12 protein-coding genes are annotated in these 13,495 nt (G+C 62.4%); 9 read left to right on the top strand and 3 right to left on the bottom strand.

Annotated features, from left to right (window positions below):
* Window positions 1-55: 55 nt before the first annotated feature.
* The 3 genes from EN824_RS00470 to EN824_RS00460 all read right to left on the bottom strand — a co-directional run bounded on the left by EN824_RS00470 (window position 56) and on the right by EN824_RS00460 (window position 3,981).
* Window positions 56-1,330: an extracellular solute-binding protein gene (locus EN824_RS00470; protein ID WP_135931673.1), complete on the bottom strand. Its 1,275-nt coding sequence runs from the start codon at window positions 1,328-1,330 to the stop codon at window positions 56-58.
* A gap of 114 nt (window positions 1,331-1,444) precedes the next feature.
* Window positions 1,445-2,950: an alpha-N-arabinofuranosidase gene (locus EN824_RS00465; RefSeq protein ID WP_135931672.1), complete on the bottom strand. Its 1,506-nt coding sequence runs from the start codon at window positions 2,948-2,950 to the stop codon at window positions 1,445-1,447.
* A 104-nt stretch (window positions 2,951-3,054) separates the two neighbouring features.
* Window positions 3,055-3,981 carry a transcriptional regulator gene (locus tag EN824_RS00460; protein WP_127276601.1) on the bottom strand — a complete coding sequence of 309 codons (927 nt, stop codon included), beginning with the start codon at window positions 3,979-3,981 and terminating at the stop codon, window positions 3,055-3,057.
* Between the two features lie 910 nt (window positions 3,982-4,891).
* Between EN824_RS00460 and EN824_RS00450 the strand changes: the two genes are divergently transcribed.
* From EN824_RS00450 to EN824_RS00410, 9 genes are all read left to right on the top strand, one after another.
* Complete coding sequence (locus EN824_RS00450) at window positions 4,892-5,125, top strand: acylphosphatase (protein ID WP_135882370.1); 234 nt, start codon at window positions 4,892-4,894, stop codon at window positions 5,123-5,125.
* 158 nt (window positions 5,126-5,283) lie between these two features.
* Complete coding sequence (locus tag EN824_RS00445; RefSeq protein WP_135882369.1) at window positions 5,284-5,934, top strand: Rieske (2Fe-2S) protein; 651 nt, start codon at window positions 5,284-5,286, stop codon at window positions 5,932-5,934.
* On the top strand, window positions 5,931-6,776 hold the full coding sequence (locus tag EN824_RS00440) for an aromatic ring-hydroxylating dioxygenase subunit alpha (protein WP_135882367.1): 846 nt from the start codon (window positions 5,931-5,933) through the stop codon (window positions 6,774-6,776). Before EN824_RS00445 ends, EN824_RS00440 begins: the two co-directional genes overlap by 4 nt.
* A complete protein-coding gene (locus tag EN824_RS00435; protein WP_135931671.1) occupies window positions 6,773-7,432 on the top strand; it encodes a glutathione S-transferase family protein in 660 nt (219 codons plus the stop codon). Before EN824_RS00440 ends, EN824_RS00435 begins: the two co-directional genes overlap by 4 nt.
* A 1-nt stretch (window position 7,433) precedes the next feature.
* Complete coding sequence (locus EN824_RS00430) at window positions 7,434-8,813, top strand: amidohydrolase (protein WP_135931670.1); 1,380 nt, start codon at window positions 7,434-7,436, stop codon at window positions 8,811-8,813.
* Between the two features lie 39 nt (window positions 8,814-8,852).
* Window positions 8,853-9,947: a BMP family ABC transporter substrate-binding protein gene (locus EN824_RS00425; RefSeq protein ID WP_189343778.1), complete on the top strand. Its 1,095-nt coding sequence runs from the start codon at window positions 8,853-8,855 to the stop codon at window positions 9,945-9,947.
* 2 nt (window positions 9,948-9,949) lie between these two features.
* The gene (locus EN824_RS00420; protein WP_135931669.1) at window positions 9,950-11,473 is read left to right on the top strand and encodes an ABC transporter ATP-binding protein; all 1,524 of its coding nucleotides are present in this window, start codon (window positions 9,950-9,952) and stop codon (window positions 11,471-11,473) included.
* On the top strand, window positions 11,470-12,570 hold the full coding sequence (locus EN824_RS00415) for an ABC transporter permease (RefSeq protein ID WP_127870088.1): 1,101 nt from the start codon (window positions 11,470-11,472) through the stop codon (window positions 12,568-12,570). Before EN824_RS00420 ends, EN824_RS00415 begins: the two co-directional genes overlap by 4 nt.
* Window positions 12,567-13,478, top strand: a complete 912-nt coding sequence (locus EN824_RS00410; protein WP_135882356.1) for an ABC transporter permease — start codon at window positions 12,567-12,569, stop codon at window positions 13,476-13,478. Before EN824_RS00415 ends, EN824_RS00410 begins: the two co-directional genes overlap by 4 nt.
* The last annotated feature ends 17 nt before the right edge of the window (window positions 13,479-13,495 follow it).

Raw genomic sequence — 13,495 nt, 5'->3', positions numbered from 1 at the left:
TCTTCCTCGAACACGGCCGGGGCCGCCCTGGGCGGGGCGGCCCCAGCCTTGAGCCTTACATGCTGTTCAACTCTTCCTTGATGGATTTCACCGCCTCGCCGGGGTCCATCTCTCCATTGAGGGTCGGCACAAAATAATTTGACATGATGTCGAAGATCGGCCCGGCGACACCAGCCTTGGGCGACTTCGGATCGAAGATCATGTTGGCCGTCAGCGTCGAGTAGGTCGCATTGGGCTCCATTGCCTTGTATTCAGCGGTTTCGGTGACTGGCTTGTAGGCAGGGATGTGCCCTGCCGTGGCCCAGAACAGCGAGTGCTTGTCCATCCAGGAGATCACCTCGAGAACGGCAGTACGCTTTTCCGGGCTGATTTCCTTGCCCTTGTTCTTCGGGATTGCGAATGAATGGCTGTCCGCATAGGTGCATGGCTTGTCGAAGATCACCGGGATCTCGACGGCGCCCCAGTCGAACAACTTGCCTTGCTTGGCGAGGTCGGTCATCGTGGGAACTTCCCAGACGCCGTTGATCATCATCGCGGCCTTGCCCGAGGTGAACAGGGCGACGGTCGCGGGATAGTCCGTATAGGTCGACTGCAGCCCGGCCTTCGTCCACCCTTGCAGGACCGCTAACGCTTTCGCCAGCTTTTGAGGATTGTCGCCGGCGAGGAACTCGTTGCCCGTCAGAAGCTCGCCGCCTTGCTGGCACACCAGCGAATAAATGGTGCGGTACATGAAGTTGCCGTCGGCGGTGACGCTGCCCAGCGGGAACTCGACGCCGGCATCCTTCAACTTCTGCAGTGTCGCGGTGAATTCCTCCTTGTTTCTCATACCCACGGGACGGCCGTCGTCGCCGAGCACGCCTGCCTTCTTCAGGAGGACGCGATTGTAGTACAGGACGATCGGATGGGTATCGAGCGGCACCGCGTATTGCTTGCCGTCGACCGTCACGGCGCCCATCGTCGTCTGGGCGAAGTCCGAGGCCGAGAGGCCCATCTTGCTCATATCGTCGGCGGTGATTTCTTCGAGAATGTCCTGGCTCACCGCCAAGGGGATGCGGCTGGCATGATAGGTCATGACGTCAGGCGCCTCACCGACCGCGGCCGAGGTCTGCACCTTCGCGTAGAAGGGCGTGCCCCACTCCAGCGTCGTGGCGTCGATCTTGATCTTGCCGGCGTGGGCGGCGTTGAAGTCGGAGATCATCTGCTTCATGCGCACGCCGTCACCGCCGCCGAGGAAATCCCACCATGCGACGGTTTCTTCGGCCTGGGCAGCGACGGCCCAAAATCCTCCGGCCGCAACCACCGCTAGGGCCATCATCTTGCGAAAGTTCATCTCAGCTTCCTCCCGAGTACGGCGGTTAGATCCGCCTTGAACGTTTCAATGCTACACCAAACCACTTCGCCTGCAACGGATTTTACGGTATATATCTGATACTCGGATATTAACTCAAAGTGTCACGCGCACCATCGAATAGGAGTGCGGCGGCAAGTTCAGCGTCATTCCCTTGCCGCTGAGCGCTGCCCCATTGCCTTTGACCGGTGATACGTTGTCCGGCGCGTCCTTCGTGTTGCAGGCCTCGAGATCGTCATGACGGATGATCGTATGCTCGATGGACTTGGCGGCGAACCGCTCTAGGGCGACGTCGGCCTCTATCCTCTCGGACCCATGCCGGTTGATTGCGAAGAAGGTCAGCGTGCCGGCGTTCGAATTATGCACGCCCGCAATGTCGAGCCATGGCACTTTGTCGGCAGCGGCCGCGTCATAGGTAGGCACCTCGACCGCGAGCTGCAGCGCGGTGCCGCGGCCGTGCTTGGAGGCCAGCATAAAAGGCCAGTAGATCGTCTGCCGCCAGGCGCTGCCGCCGGGATCGGTCATGATCGGCGCGATAACGTTCACCAGCTGCGCAATGCAGGCGATGCGAACAATATCCGACCGTCGAATGAAGGTGTTGATGATGCAGCCGACCTGCAGCACGTCCTCGAAATTGTAGATGTCTTCCAGAAGCCTGGGCGCTTCCGGCCAGTCCCAGTCGCGCATACGCTCGGCGTCCCGCTTGCGCTGATGGTACCAGACGTTCCACTCGTCGAAGGAGATCTTCACCTCCCGCTTCGAGCGGGTCTTGGCCTTCACGTAGTCGATGATGCCGGAGACCGTGCCAATGTAGCGGTCGAGTTTCGCCGGAAGAGCGAGATATTCGGCCGTATTCTTCTCGTAGTTTTCGAAATACATGTGGAGAGAGATGTAGTCGACCTGCTCGTAGGTCGCTTCCAACACGGTTGCTTCCCACTGCGGATAGGTCGGCATATTGGAATGCGACGAGCCGCAGACGACCAGTTCCACCGTTGGGTCGAGGCCGCGCAACGCCTTGGCCGTCTCGTTGGCCAGATGGCCGTATTCTTCCGCCGACTTGTGGCCGACCTGCCAGGGACCGTCCATTTCATTGCCGAGACACCAGAGGCGGCAGTTCCAGGGCTGCGCGCGTCCGTTCTTGGCCCTGAGGTCGGACCAGTAGCTGCCGCTCGGGTGGTTGACGTATTCAACGAACGCCCGCGCCTCGTCGAGGCCGCGGGAACCGAGATTGACCGCAAGCATCATCTCGGTGCCGGCCTTTTCGGCCCAGTCGGCGAATTCGTGGATTCCAACCAGGTTCGGCTCCGTGGTGCGCCAGGCAAGATCCAGCCGCCGCGGGCGGTTCTCCTTTGGGCCTATGCCGTCTTCCCAATTGTAGGCGGACACGAAGTTGCCGCCCGGGTAACGGCAGATCGGCGTGTCGAGCGCACGCACCAACTCGATCACGTCCTTGCGCATCCCCTCTGCGTCCGCTTGCGGATGTCCGGGCTCGTAGATGCCCGTGTAGACCGCCCGACCAAGATGCTCGAGGAACGAGCCGTAAAGACGTTTGTCGATATCCGCGACGGCATAGGCCGCGTTCGCCGTGACTCTGGCCTTCATGATCCCTCCCACTGCGGATTATCAATCCGACTTTCCGGTCTATATCCGGGTCGCGGGTCAGTTAAGGGCGGAGTTCGTTCGCCCGTCAAGGGCCTAATACGCTCTCAAGCCTTCAGCAGGCGCAGAACGATGTCGTTGCTGTAATTGCCGAAGCCGCTACCGAAGATGTTTATGCCGCCGGGGTGACGCGCATCTTCCTTCACGCCGATTCGTATCCGGATCGAGCGGTGCCGCTCAAGCTCCAGATCAGCCAGCGAGCATTTGGAAACCTTGTTGTTGTTGCGATAGGTGCCGTTGTTCGTGACGCGCCAGTGTGTGAGGTCGCCATATTGCGATCCGGCCAGTTTCCACCAGCCGGGCGTATGCTTGCCGCGCTTGTCGCCATAGTCGGCTGGGGCCGTCCAGGTATCTATCTCGTGTCCGTTGATCGCTACCGTGATGTCCGATGGCCAATCCTTCGATGTGCCCGGGACCTCAGACGAAAGCTCCATCGCCAGTTCCAATCCGCCGACTTTGGCATTGGCAAGCGTCGCATTGTTGGGAAACTGGTATTCGACGAAGCCGCGCGTGAACCACAGCAGCCCTGCCCGCATACGGTCAGGATCGAGGAAGGTGTCGGGCACATCGAGAAGTCCGATGACGCCGTCTTTTGAACACAGGCCGCAGGGAGCGGAAACTTCGCATCTCGTATAGAGTCCAAGCGGCATCGCCACTTCTATGACGCCGAGATCCTGCGCCGGCGGGCGGTCCTTAAAGACGACAACCAACTCGGAGAAGGTCGAATAGCAAACCTTCTGGCTTCCCTTGCGCGCCTTCTGTGATTTCGTCTCGATCAAACCGACATCGACAAGAACCTGGATGTTTGCGGAAATCGTTGATTGCGGAAGACCCAGTTCTTCGGCCACTTGATTGACGTTTTTCGGCCCCTTGCGGTGCAGCAGATCGAGAATCCGGACCCGGACCTCGCTCGCGAGGCTCTTCAACAAGTCAAGCCGCTCAAGCGGATCGACAACCATGATTTCATTCGACATATGGCCCCGCAGTCGTCACACGGGGTTATGTATCAGCAGATCAGATACAAATAAAGACGGTGGCGTTATGAATTGAACCTCCTGGCTGGCATATCTTTCGTAACGACTTCGTCATTCAGTAGTTGACTAGCACGGCCACAACGGCGGCGCGTTGCCTGCGTTGACCAGTCCGGGGGAATGCCTGGCCGTCAGCATGCCCATGCACTTGGCAAAAGCGTCGCGGAACTTCTCATGCGCCGTTTGAAAGGTGAAATGCGCGCCCCAGAACGGCTCGTCTTGCCGACAGAGATCATTGAGCGCGGATCCGTCGGTCTGATCAGGATGAGCGCTAGGTCCTCATGCTCAGCCGATCAGGACTTTCCCAGTCCCATGTTTGAGCGGGGTTGGATGAAGCGCGCACAGCGCGCACTCGATATGTCAATCCCTTGACGCCCTTAGCCCTCAGCAGCCCACCGTAAGGCAACAAAATCAAAGTGATGCGCGGAGGCTCGCCGCCTCCCACTTGGCTAACACGAGGAAGAAAATGGCCATAAAGCATTGATAAGTAACGACGATGGTGGGCCCGGAGGGGCGTCGTTTTCCACGGAAAATCAATATGTTAGAGGATGGTTCGCCAACCCATTCCCTTCGTATTCTCTCGTATGGTCTGGCGAACCCAAGGTCGAGCAGCAGGACTAGTTTTAATGCAAGCGGTAAGTCTGTCTTGTCTCACAAAGTGTCGATGGACGCATGTTGACCAGGGATTTTGCGGACGTCATAGACGACTGAGGGGTCACAAGCCCACACTCGACCTTCTCATGGCGCTTGGTTAGATGCATCAGCGATTGAGCACAATGCAGATAGATAGATATCTGTTTCATTGCCGAGGTTTTCTGTGAGCGAGCAATATCGATTCCCTTGGCGGGAGCGCATGACGATCCTCGGCGATGTCGAGGCGGCATCCTTTCTTCCTTGGATCGAGCGTCATGCCGCCAAGCTCGGGCTCGCGCAGGCCATATGCGTTGCCGGTCCCGACCGGATCGAACTCGACATTTCCGGCCCGGCCGAACTCATCGACATGATGGAGATGGGGTGCTCGCTTGGACCAATCGATGTCTGGGTCGAGGCCATCCGCCGCACGCCGATCGAGAGCGAATCGGGCTAGTTTCCGGCCTGCGGCTTCTGCCTGCCAAGGTGCCATGCACCTTTTTTGGGCATTATTGCCCGTGAGGAAATGTTGTGCAAACGTGACCCGCCTATTAGCATATGCTTGACCGCGAAGCTGCGCTCAGGAAGATGCTGGTGTTGTTTGAAAGTTGATGTATGCCGCCTTATCCGACCGGCTCATGGATACCTGTTGCCCTCTCCGCGGACTTGCCGGCGGGAACCGTAATGCCCGCGCAGTCCCCGGCTGGGCCGGTTGCGCTTTGGCGAAGCCGTTCGGGCCGAGCATCGGCGTTTGCGGACAGATGCCCCCATCGCGGCATGCGCCTTTCCCACGGCTTTGTACGCGGTGAGACCCTGTCCTGCATCTATCACGGCTGGGGCTATGCTCAGGAGGGAAATTGCCTGCGCATTCCCGCTCATCCGGCGCTGACTCCGCCGGACACGATTCGCGTTGCAACGCAGCATGTCGAGGATGGCGACGGTGTCATCTGGATTTCCGCCGGCGAAGCCGCTGCCCCTCCGCCGCGGCTCGACGGCGTTGCCCCGCTGCGTTCCATGATGGTGGAAGCGAACGTCGCGGCGCTGGAGGCGGCCGCGGGCGCGAAGGCCGCGGGAGGCCTGCTCGACCATAGCAACCATGGCCTGACGCTTCGGCTGCTGCTTGCGCCCGATGGGGAAGCCCGGACGCTTATGCATGTTCTGGTGGGCGAGGACGCCAATCCGACCGAACGGATCGCCGCGTCGAGGGCCGCCGAAACGCTGCGGCGGGCGGCCGAGAGAATTCGGAGCGGTGGGGCCGTCCAATGACCCGCAACGCGATGATCGACGAATGGTATCCGGTCGGCCTTGCGAGCCAGCTCGACGCGCATGGGCGCGGCACGGCCCTGATGGGCGAGCCCATCGAGGTGAGACGCGGCGAAGACGGAACCGCCAAGGTCACAGGCGGCAACGGACGTGTCCTCCCAACCTGCATCCGCTATGGCCATGTCTGGTCATCGCTCGGCGATCCGAAAAAGCCGCTGTTTGCGATCCCCGAGGCCGATCAGCCTGGCCGCCGGCTCGTCGATGTCGGCGTGGTTCGCGTGCGCTGTTCGCCATTGCGCGCGGTGGAGAACTTCCTGGACATTGCGCATTTTCCATTCGTCCACACCGACATATTGGGCTCCGAACCGCACACGGAGGTCCAGAACTACAAGGTCGAAATCCGCGAGGACGAAGACGAGGTTTGGGCTACCCAGGTGAAGTTCTACCAGCCGCAGGCCGCGAAGTCGGCGGAGGGCGGCATAACGACGGAGTACATGTATCGCGTGCCCGCGCCGACATGCTCGATCCTCTACAAGACCTGCCCGCCGCGTCCCGGCGAATGGGACGTCATTACGCTGTTCGTGCAGCCGCTTGCCGAAGACCTGTGTGACGTGTGGCCCTGGATGGCGCTGTTCGACGACGAGACGCCGATGACGGACCTGATCCATTTCCAGCAGACGATCTTCGTCCAGGACCGGTCGATCCTCGAAAACCAGATCCCGAGGTTGCTGCCGCTCGACCCCGGCATGGAGATTCCCACGCGAGCCGACCTGACTTCGGTTGCCTACCGGCGCTGGCTGAAGCGCCATGGCTACACCTACGGCGCGCAACTGGTGGCGCAATGAAGCTCTACGACTACGTGCTGTCGCCGAGCTGTTACAAGGTGCGCCTGATGGCGGCGCTGGCAGGGGTGAAGCTCAGCATCCGGCCCGTCGACTTCCATCCCGGTGCCGAGCATCGCGGTCCGGAACTCATGGCGCTCAACCCGGCGGGTTCGATCCCGATCCTTGAGGACGGCGACCTCGTCCTGACCGAATCCTCGGCCATGCTTGTCTACATCGCTACAAAGGCGGCACCGCAATGGCTGGGCAACGACACGGCCGTGCAAGCGGCGCGTGTCCAACAATGGCTTTCGTTCTCGCATCGACTGACAGCAAGCCTGGGGGCGGCGCGCCTGCACGAGATGCTGCTGCGCCCGGGCAACATCGATGCCCTTAAGGGACAGGGGACGGCAGCCCTGCGGGAATTGGAAGCTGGTCTCGTAGAACAGAGTATCCGCGGCCAGCGCTTCCTCGCATCGGACCGGCCGACGGTCGCGGACATCGCCTGTTTCCCCTATGTGGCGCTGGCGCCGGACGGCGGGGTCTCGCTCAATCCTTATCCCGCGATCCGTCTATGGTCGCGGGCCATCCGCGGTCTCGACGGCTTCATCGAGATGCCTGGCATCCACCGGCTGCATGAGCTCAAACCCGAGCCCGTCCCAGAAGTAGGCGAGGCCTGAAATGGCGGGTTATCTGTTGAAGAACTGTGCCGCGGTCATCGTGGACGATGGCGACGGTCCGCGCGTCCGCCGCAACGTCGATGTGTTGACCGACGGCCCGGCTGTACGGGCCATCGGCGAAGCCCTGGATAAGGGTGAGTTGCCTGTGGGGACCGTCACGCAGGACGCCGCCGGTTGGTTCGTCTATCCCGGCCTCGTCAACACCCATCACCACTTCTTTCAGTGCTTCGTGCGCAACCGCGCCGATCTGGACTGGACGAAGCTGTCGGTCATCGAATGGCTCGACCGCATCTATCCCATGTTCTCACGGCTGACCGAGGAGTGCTTCTATCACTCATCGGTCACGGCCATGGCGGAATTGATAAAGCACGGCTGCACGACGGCATTCGATCATCAATACTGCTTTCCGCGGCATGCCGGCAAAAGGCTGATCGACCGACAGTTCGAGGCGGCCGAACTGCTCGGCATGCGCTTCCATGCCGGACGTGGCGGCAACACGCTGCCGAAATCGGAAGGCTCGACCATCCCCGACGCCATGCTGGAAACGACGGACGAGTTCATCGCCGACTGCGCCCGGCTGATCGACACCTACCATGATGACGGCAAGTTCAGCATGCGTCAGGTCGTGGTCGCGCCCTGCCAGCCGGTCAACTGCTATCGCGAGACATTCGTGGAATCGGTAGCGCTGGCGGGCGACCGCAAGGTGCGCATGCACACCCATGTCGGCGAAGGCGAAAGTCCGGTCATGCAAGCCCGCCACGGCCTGCGCACGGTGGATTATTGCGCCGAGATCGGTTTCTCCGGGACGGATGCCTTCTATGCCCATTGCTGGGAACTGACCCACGACGAACTGCGCAAGATGGCCGCTATCGGCACCGGCGTGGCGCACTGCCCGGAGCCGGTCTATCTCGTCGGCGCCGAAATCACCGACATACCGGCGATGTCGGCCCTCGGGCTGAGTGTAGGACTGGGTTGCGACGGCGCCGCCTCGAATGACAATTCCAACCTGATGCACTGCATCCATTCAGCCTACATGCTGCAATGCCTTGCGGCGTCGACACGCGACCACCCGGTTCCGCCGCCGGTCGATTTCCTCGGCTATGCGACGACAGGTGGCGCGGCGCTGCTCGGGCGCGGCGACATCGGCAGGCTGTCGCCCGGCATGGCCGCCGACCTGTTCGCCATCGACACGCGGCGCATGGACTATGTCGGCACGCGGCATGATCCGCTGAGCCTGCTGGCCAAGGTCGGCATCGGCACGCCGACCGACATGACGATGATCAACGGCCGCATCGTCTGGGCCAAGGGAGAATTCCCGGGACTCGACGAGGCAAGGCTGTTCGCGCAAGCCGAGGCGGCGCTCGCCACCGTGGAATTCTAGCAACCAAAACCAAAACCAAAAGCAAGGGGAACCGACATGCTGACAAATCTTACCCGCAGAACCTTGATGAAGGGCGCCGCCGCTACCGGGCTCGTCGCCGCGGTGGGCAGCCGCGTGCTCGCCGCCGACGGACCGCTGGGCATCGTGCTGGTGGTCCCCTCGCCGGTCGGCGACGTCGGCTGGGGCCGTGCGCTGGCCGACGGGCTCGAGCCGGTCAAGGCCGCCTATGGCGACAAGGTGAAGGTCACCATCCTCGAAAACATTCAGGAAGGCCCCGACGCCGACCGCATCATGAACAAGGCGGTCGCGGACGGGAACAAGGTCCTCATCGCCGGCTCCTTCGGCTATCAGAACGGCGCCCTGCAGATCGCGCGCCGCAATCCCGATGTCACCGTGCTGCACGCGTCCGGTTTCGAGGTGGCGCCAAACTTCTCACCCTTCGCGGCACAATATTCCCAGGGCACCTATCTGATGGGCATGGCGGCGGCCTCGCTTTCGAAGACGGGCAAGCTCGGCTCGGTGTCGGCCTTCGCCATCCCCGAGCTGATAACCTCCATCAACGCGTTCACGCTGGGTGCGCAGGCTGTGAAGCCCGATGTCGAGGTTTCCGTCGTATGGGTGAATTCCTGGTTCGACCCGGCCAAGGAGCAGGAAGCCGCCAAGGCGCTGCTGGCGCAGAAATGCGACGTCATCTTCTCCAACGCGCAGGACACGCCTTCCGTCGTCGCGGCTTGCGAAGAGGCAGGCATCCCCGCCTTCAACCTCAACTCGTCAATGAAGAAATACGCGCCCAAGACCTATCTCGGCTGCGTGGCGACCGATTGGTCGCCCTTCTTCAAAGCCTCGGTCGACGCCCACTTTGCTGGTACCTTCAAGGGCGCCAGCGCCTTCCTGGGGGTCGGCGACAAGGTCGTCGAGGTCGTCGACTGGAACCCGGGCATCCCGGCAGACATCATGACCAAGATCAAGGAAGTCGAAGCCAAGATCGCCGACGGCAGCTTCTCGCCCTTTGCCGGTCCGATCGCCAAGGCCGACGGCAGCGAAGGCGTCCCCGCCGGCAAGACTATGGCCGTGGCCGAGATCGTCGCCATGGACTGGCACGTCAAGGGTGTCACCACGCCGCTGCCCAAGTAACCATGACCGCCCCGCTCCTGTCGCTGCGCGGCATCTCCAAGAGCTACGGCCAGATCCATGCCAATCGGGACATCGATCTGGACGTGGCTCCGCGCTCTATCCACGCGATCCTCGGAGAGAACGGTGCGGGCAAATCGACGCTGATGAAGCTCATATACGGCGTCGAGCAGCCGGACGCCGGAACAGCGACCTGGAAAGGAGACCCCCTGGCGCTCGCGTCCCCGGCGGATGCGAGGCGCAAGGGGATCGGCATGGTCTTCCAGCATTTCTCGTTGTTCGAGACGCTGACGGTGGTGGAGAACGTCCGGCTGGTCGTGCCCGGGAGGAAATCGGACCTTGCGCAAGGCATCTGCAAGCTCGGCCGCGACTTCGGCCTGGAAGTCGATCCGCTCGCCCATGTGCACGCGCTTTCGGTTGGAGAGCGGCAGCGGGTGGAAATCATCCGCTGCCTGATGACCGAACCGCAGCTCCTGATCCTCGACGAACCGACCTCCGTCCTGCCGCCGCAATCGGTGGAGAAGCTTTTCGAGACATTGCGGCGGCTGCGCGACGGCGGCGTGTCCATCCTTTTCATCTCGCACAAGCTGGAGGAAATCCGTGCGGTCTGCGACCGCGCGACCATCCTGCGCGGCGGTCACATCACCGGCAATGTGGATCCCCGCGACCACGACGCGCACGACCTCGCCCGCATGATGATCGGCCGCGACATGCCGCAGTCCATGCCGGCAGTCGCACATTCCGGCGGGGAAAAGCGCCTTGAAATCGTCGGCCTCGACCATCGACCCGACGATCCCTTCGCCGCGGCGCTTTCCGATGTCAGCCTGACGCTCCGGGCGGGCGAGATCCTCGGCATCGCCGGCATCTCGGGTAACGGGCAGAGCGAACTCGCCGCGCTGATCTCGGGCGAGACGATGCTGCCGCGCGAACAGTCACAGCGTATCTTCATCATGGGAAAGGATGTCGGCGCGCTCGATGCGGCTGCCCGCCGGCGGCTGGGCTTCGCATTCGTTCCGGAGGAACGGCTGGGCCGTGGCGCGGTGCCCGAAATGTCGCTCGTCCTCAACAGCCTGCTGACCGCACATCCCTCCGGCCTCTTGAAACGCGGCCTCGTCGACACGGCCCGTGCGAAGGCCTTCACAGAAGACTGCGTGCGGCAGTACGACGTGCGTACACCGGGTCCCGAGGCCGAGGCGGGGGCGCTTTCGGGAGGCAATCTCCAGAAATTCATCGTGGGCCGCGAGATTATGTTATCCCCTAAATTGCTGTTTGTGGCGCAGCCCACCTGGGGCGTGGACGTCGGCGCGGCATCCGCCATCCGCCAGCGCCTTGTCGCCCTGCGCAACGAAGGCATGGCCATTCTGGTCATCTCGGAGGAACTGGAGGAACTGTTCGAGCTTTGCGATGCGATCCAGGTGATCCATCAGGGTCGGCTGAGCGCGCCGCTAGTGACGCGCGACACCAGGCCCGAGGAGATCGGCCGTTACATGATCGGCGCGCATTCGACGGCCGAAAAGATCCCCGCATGAGCGCTTCGTTCCGACCCTCCCTTCCCGTGCTGATTCGACGTGAACACGCCTCGCCAGCAATCAAGCTGGCCGCACCGGCCGCGGCACTCGGCGCGGCGACGCTGCTCAATCTCGGGCTCTACCTCCTGATGGGCCGCGATCCGGTCGCCGTTTTCCAAGCGATGCTTCTTGAGCCCTTCCTGTCCTGGGCCTCGTTTTCGGAAGTCCTGCTCAAGATGGGGCCGCTGTTGCTGATTGCGCAGGGGCTTGCCATCGGCTTTCGCGCAAAGATCTTCAACATCGGCGCCGAAGGCCAGTTCATCCTCGGCGCGATCTTCGCGTCGGCCATTCCCATTTGGCTCCCGCAGGCAACAGGTCAGTGGATCTGGCCCGCCATGCTCGTCCTCGGCGCGCTGGGCGGCGCGCTTTGGGCCTCGCTCACGGCGTTCTGGCGCGTGCGGCTCAACGCAAACGAGATTCTCGTGTCGCTCATGCTGGCGCTCGTTGCGGCGCAACTTCTCAACTATCTGCTTCTTGGCCCCTGGAAGGACCCGGCCGGCTTCAACTTCCCGCAGTCGGTGATGTTCCAGTACGACGCGATGGTACCGATCCTGATCCCCGGCACCCGCGTCAACGTCTCGCTGCTTATCGCCTTCGCGTTCTCCCTCGCGGCCTGGGTCTTCATGCAAAGGAGTTTCGCCGGCTACAAGCTGCAGGTCGGCGGCCTTGCGCCGCGCGCGGCCGGATACGCCGGCTTCAACGAAGGACGCGCGATCTGGCTTTCGCTCCTCATCGGTGGCTTAGCGGCTGGCCTCGCCGGGGCTGCCGAGGTGGCCGGGCCGCTCGGCCAGTTGCAGCGCTCCATCTCGACCGGCTACGGCTACGCCGCCATCATCGTGGCCTATCTCGGTGGCCTTCACCCGATAGGCATCGTTTTTTCCGCGCTGCTCATGGCGGCCCTCTATATCGGCGGCGACAACGCCATGGTCTCGGCAAATCTGCCGATCGCCGCTGTCCGGGTCTTCCAGGGCAGCCTGCTGCTCGCCTATCTCGTCGCCATGGCCTTCGTCCGCTACCGGCTCGAATGGCGCCATGCCGCTCACGGAAGCACTCCATGAATGCCCTCGAGTTCATCGTCGCCGGCATGCTGGCGGCGGCCACGCCGTTCCTTTTGGCCGCGCTGGGCGAAATGGTGGCCGAGCGGGCCGGCGTCCTCAATCTCGGCGTGGAGGGAATGATGGCCATGGGAGCGGTCGTCGCCTTCATCATCGTCTATCACGGCGGCGGTCACCTCCTGGGTTTCCTCGCCGCGGGCCTCGCCAGCGCGGCTCTTTCCCTTGTCTTTGCCATCATCGCGCTGGGGTTCCGCGCCAACCAGGTCGCGGTGGGACTCGCTATAGGCATACTCGGCCAGGGCCTCTCGGCATTGTTCGGCAAGAGCTATGAGAGCCTTACGGTCAAAGGCCTGCCGAAGCTTTCATTGCCCTGGCTTTCAGATATCCCGGTCATCGGCGGCCTCTTCGCTCAGGACGTCATCGTGTGGCTCTCGCTGGCCGTGACCGTCGCCATCTGGGCGATATTCGCCTACACCAAGACCGGCCTTGTCGTGCGCGCCGTCGGCGAGAATCCCAAGGCGGCCCATGCGCTGGGCTATCCGGTGATTGCCGTGCGCTTCGCCGCTGTCGCTTTCGGCGGCGCGTTTGCGGGTTTCGCCGGTGCCTACGCGGCCGTGGTCTACACGCCGCTCTGGGCCGATGGCATGATCGCCGGGCGCGGCTGGATCGCGATCGCGCTGGTGGTCTTCGGCACTTGGCTCACCAGCCGTATCTTCCTCGGCGCCTGCCTTTTCGGCGCCGTCTCCCTGGCAAGCCTCGCGGCCCAGGCGACCGGGCTCGACGTTTCCTCGCAACTTCTGTCGAGCCTGCCTTATCTCGTGACAATCGTCGTGCTGGGCGTCATTTCCTCGAACCGGCGCCTGCTCAAGCTCAACGGCGTGGCTTCGCTGGGAGAGCCTTTCGAACACTGAGCAATTCCAATGCCGCT

It is taken from the genome of Mesorhizobium sp. M8A.F.Ca.ET.181.01.1.1 (genome assembly GCF_004792025.1).
Taxonomy (GTDB): domain Bacteria; phylum Pseudomonadota; class Alphaproteobacteria; order Rhizobiales; family Rhizobiaceae; genus Mesorhizobium.
Note: the sequence above shows the minus strand (reverse complement) of the source record. Positions and strands in the feature narration are given on the sequence as shown.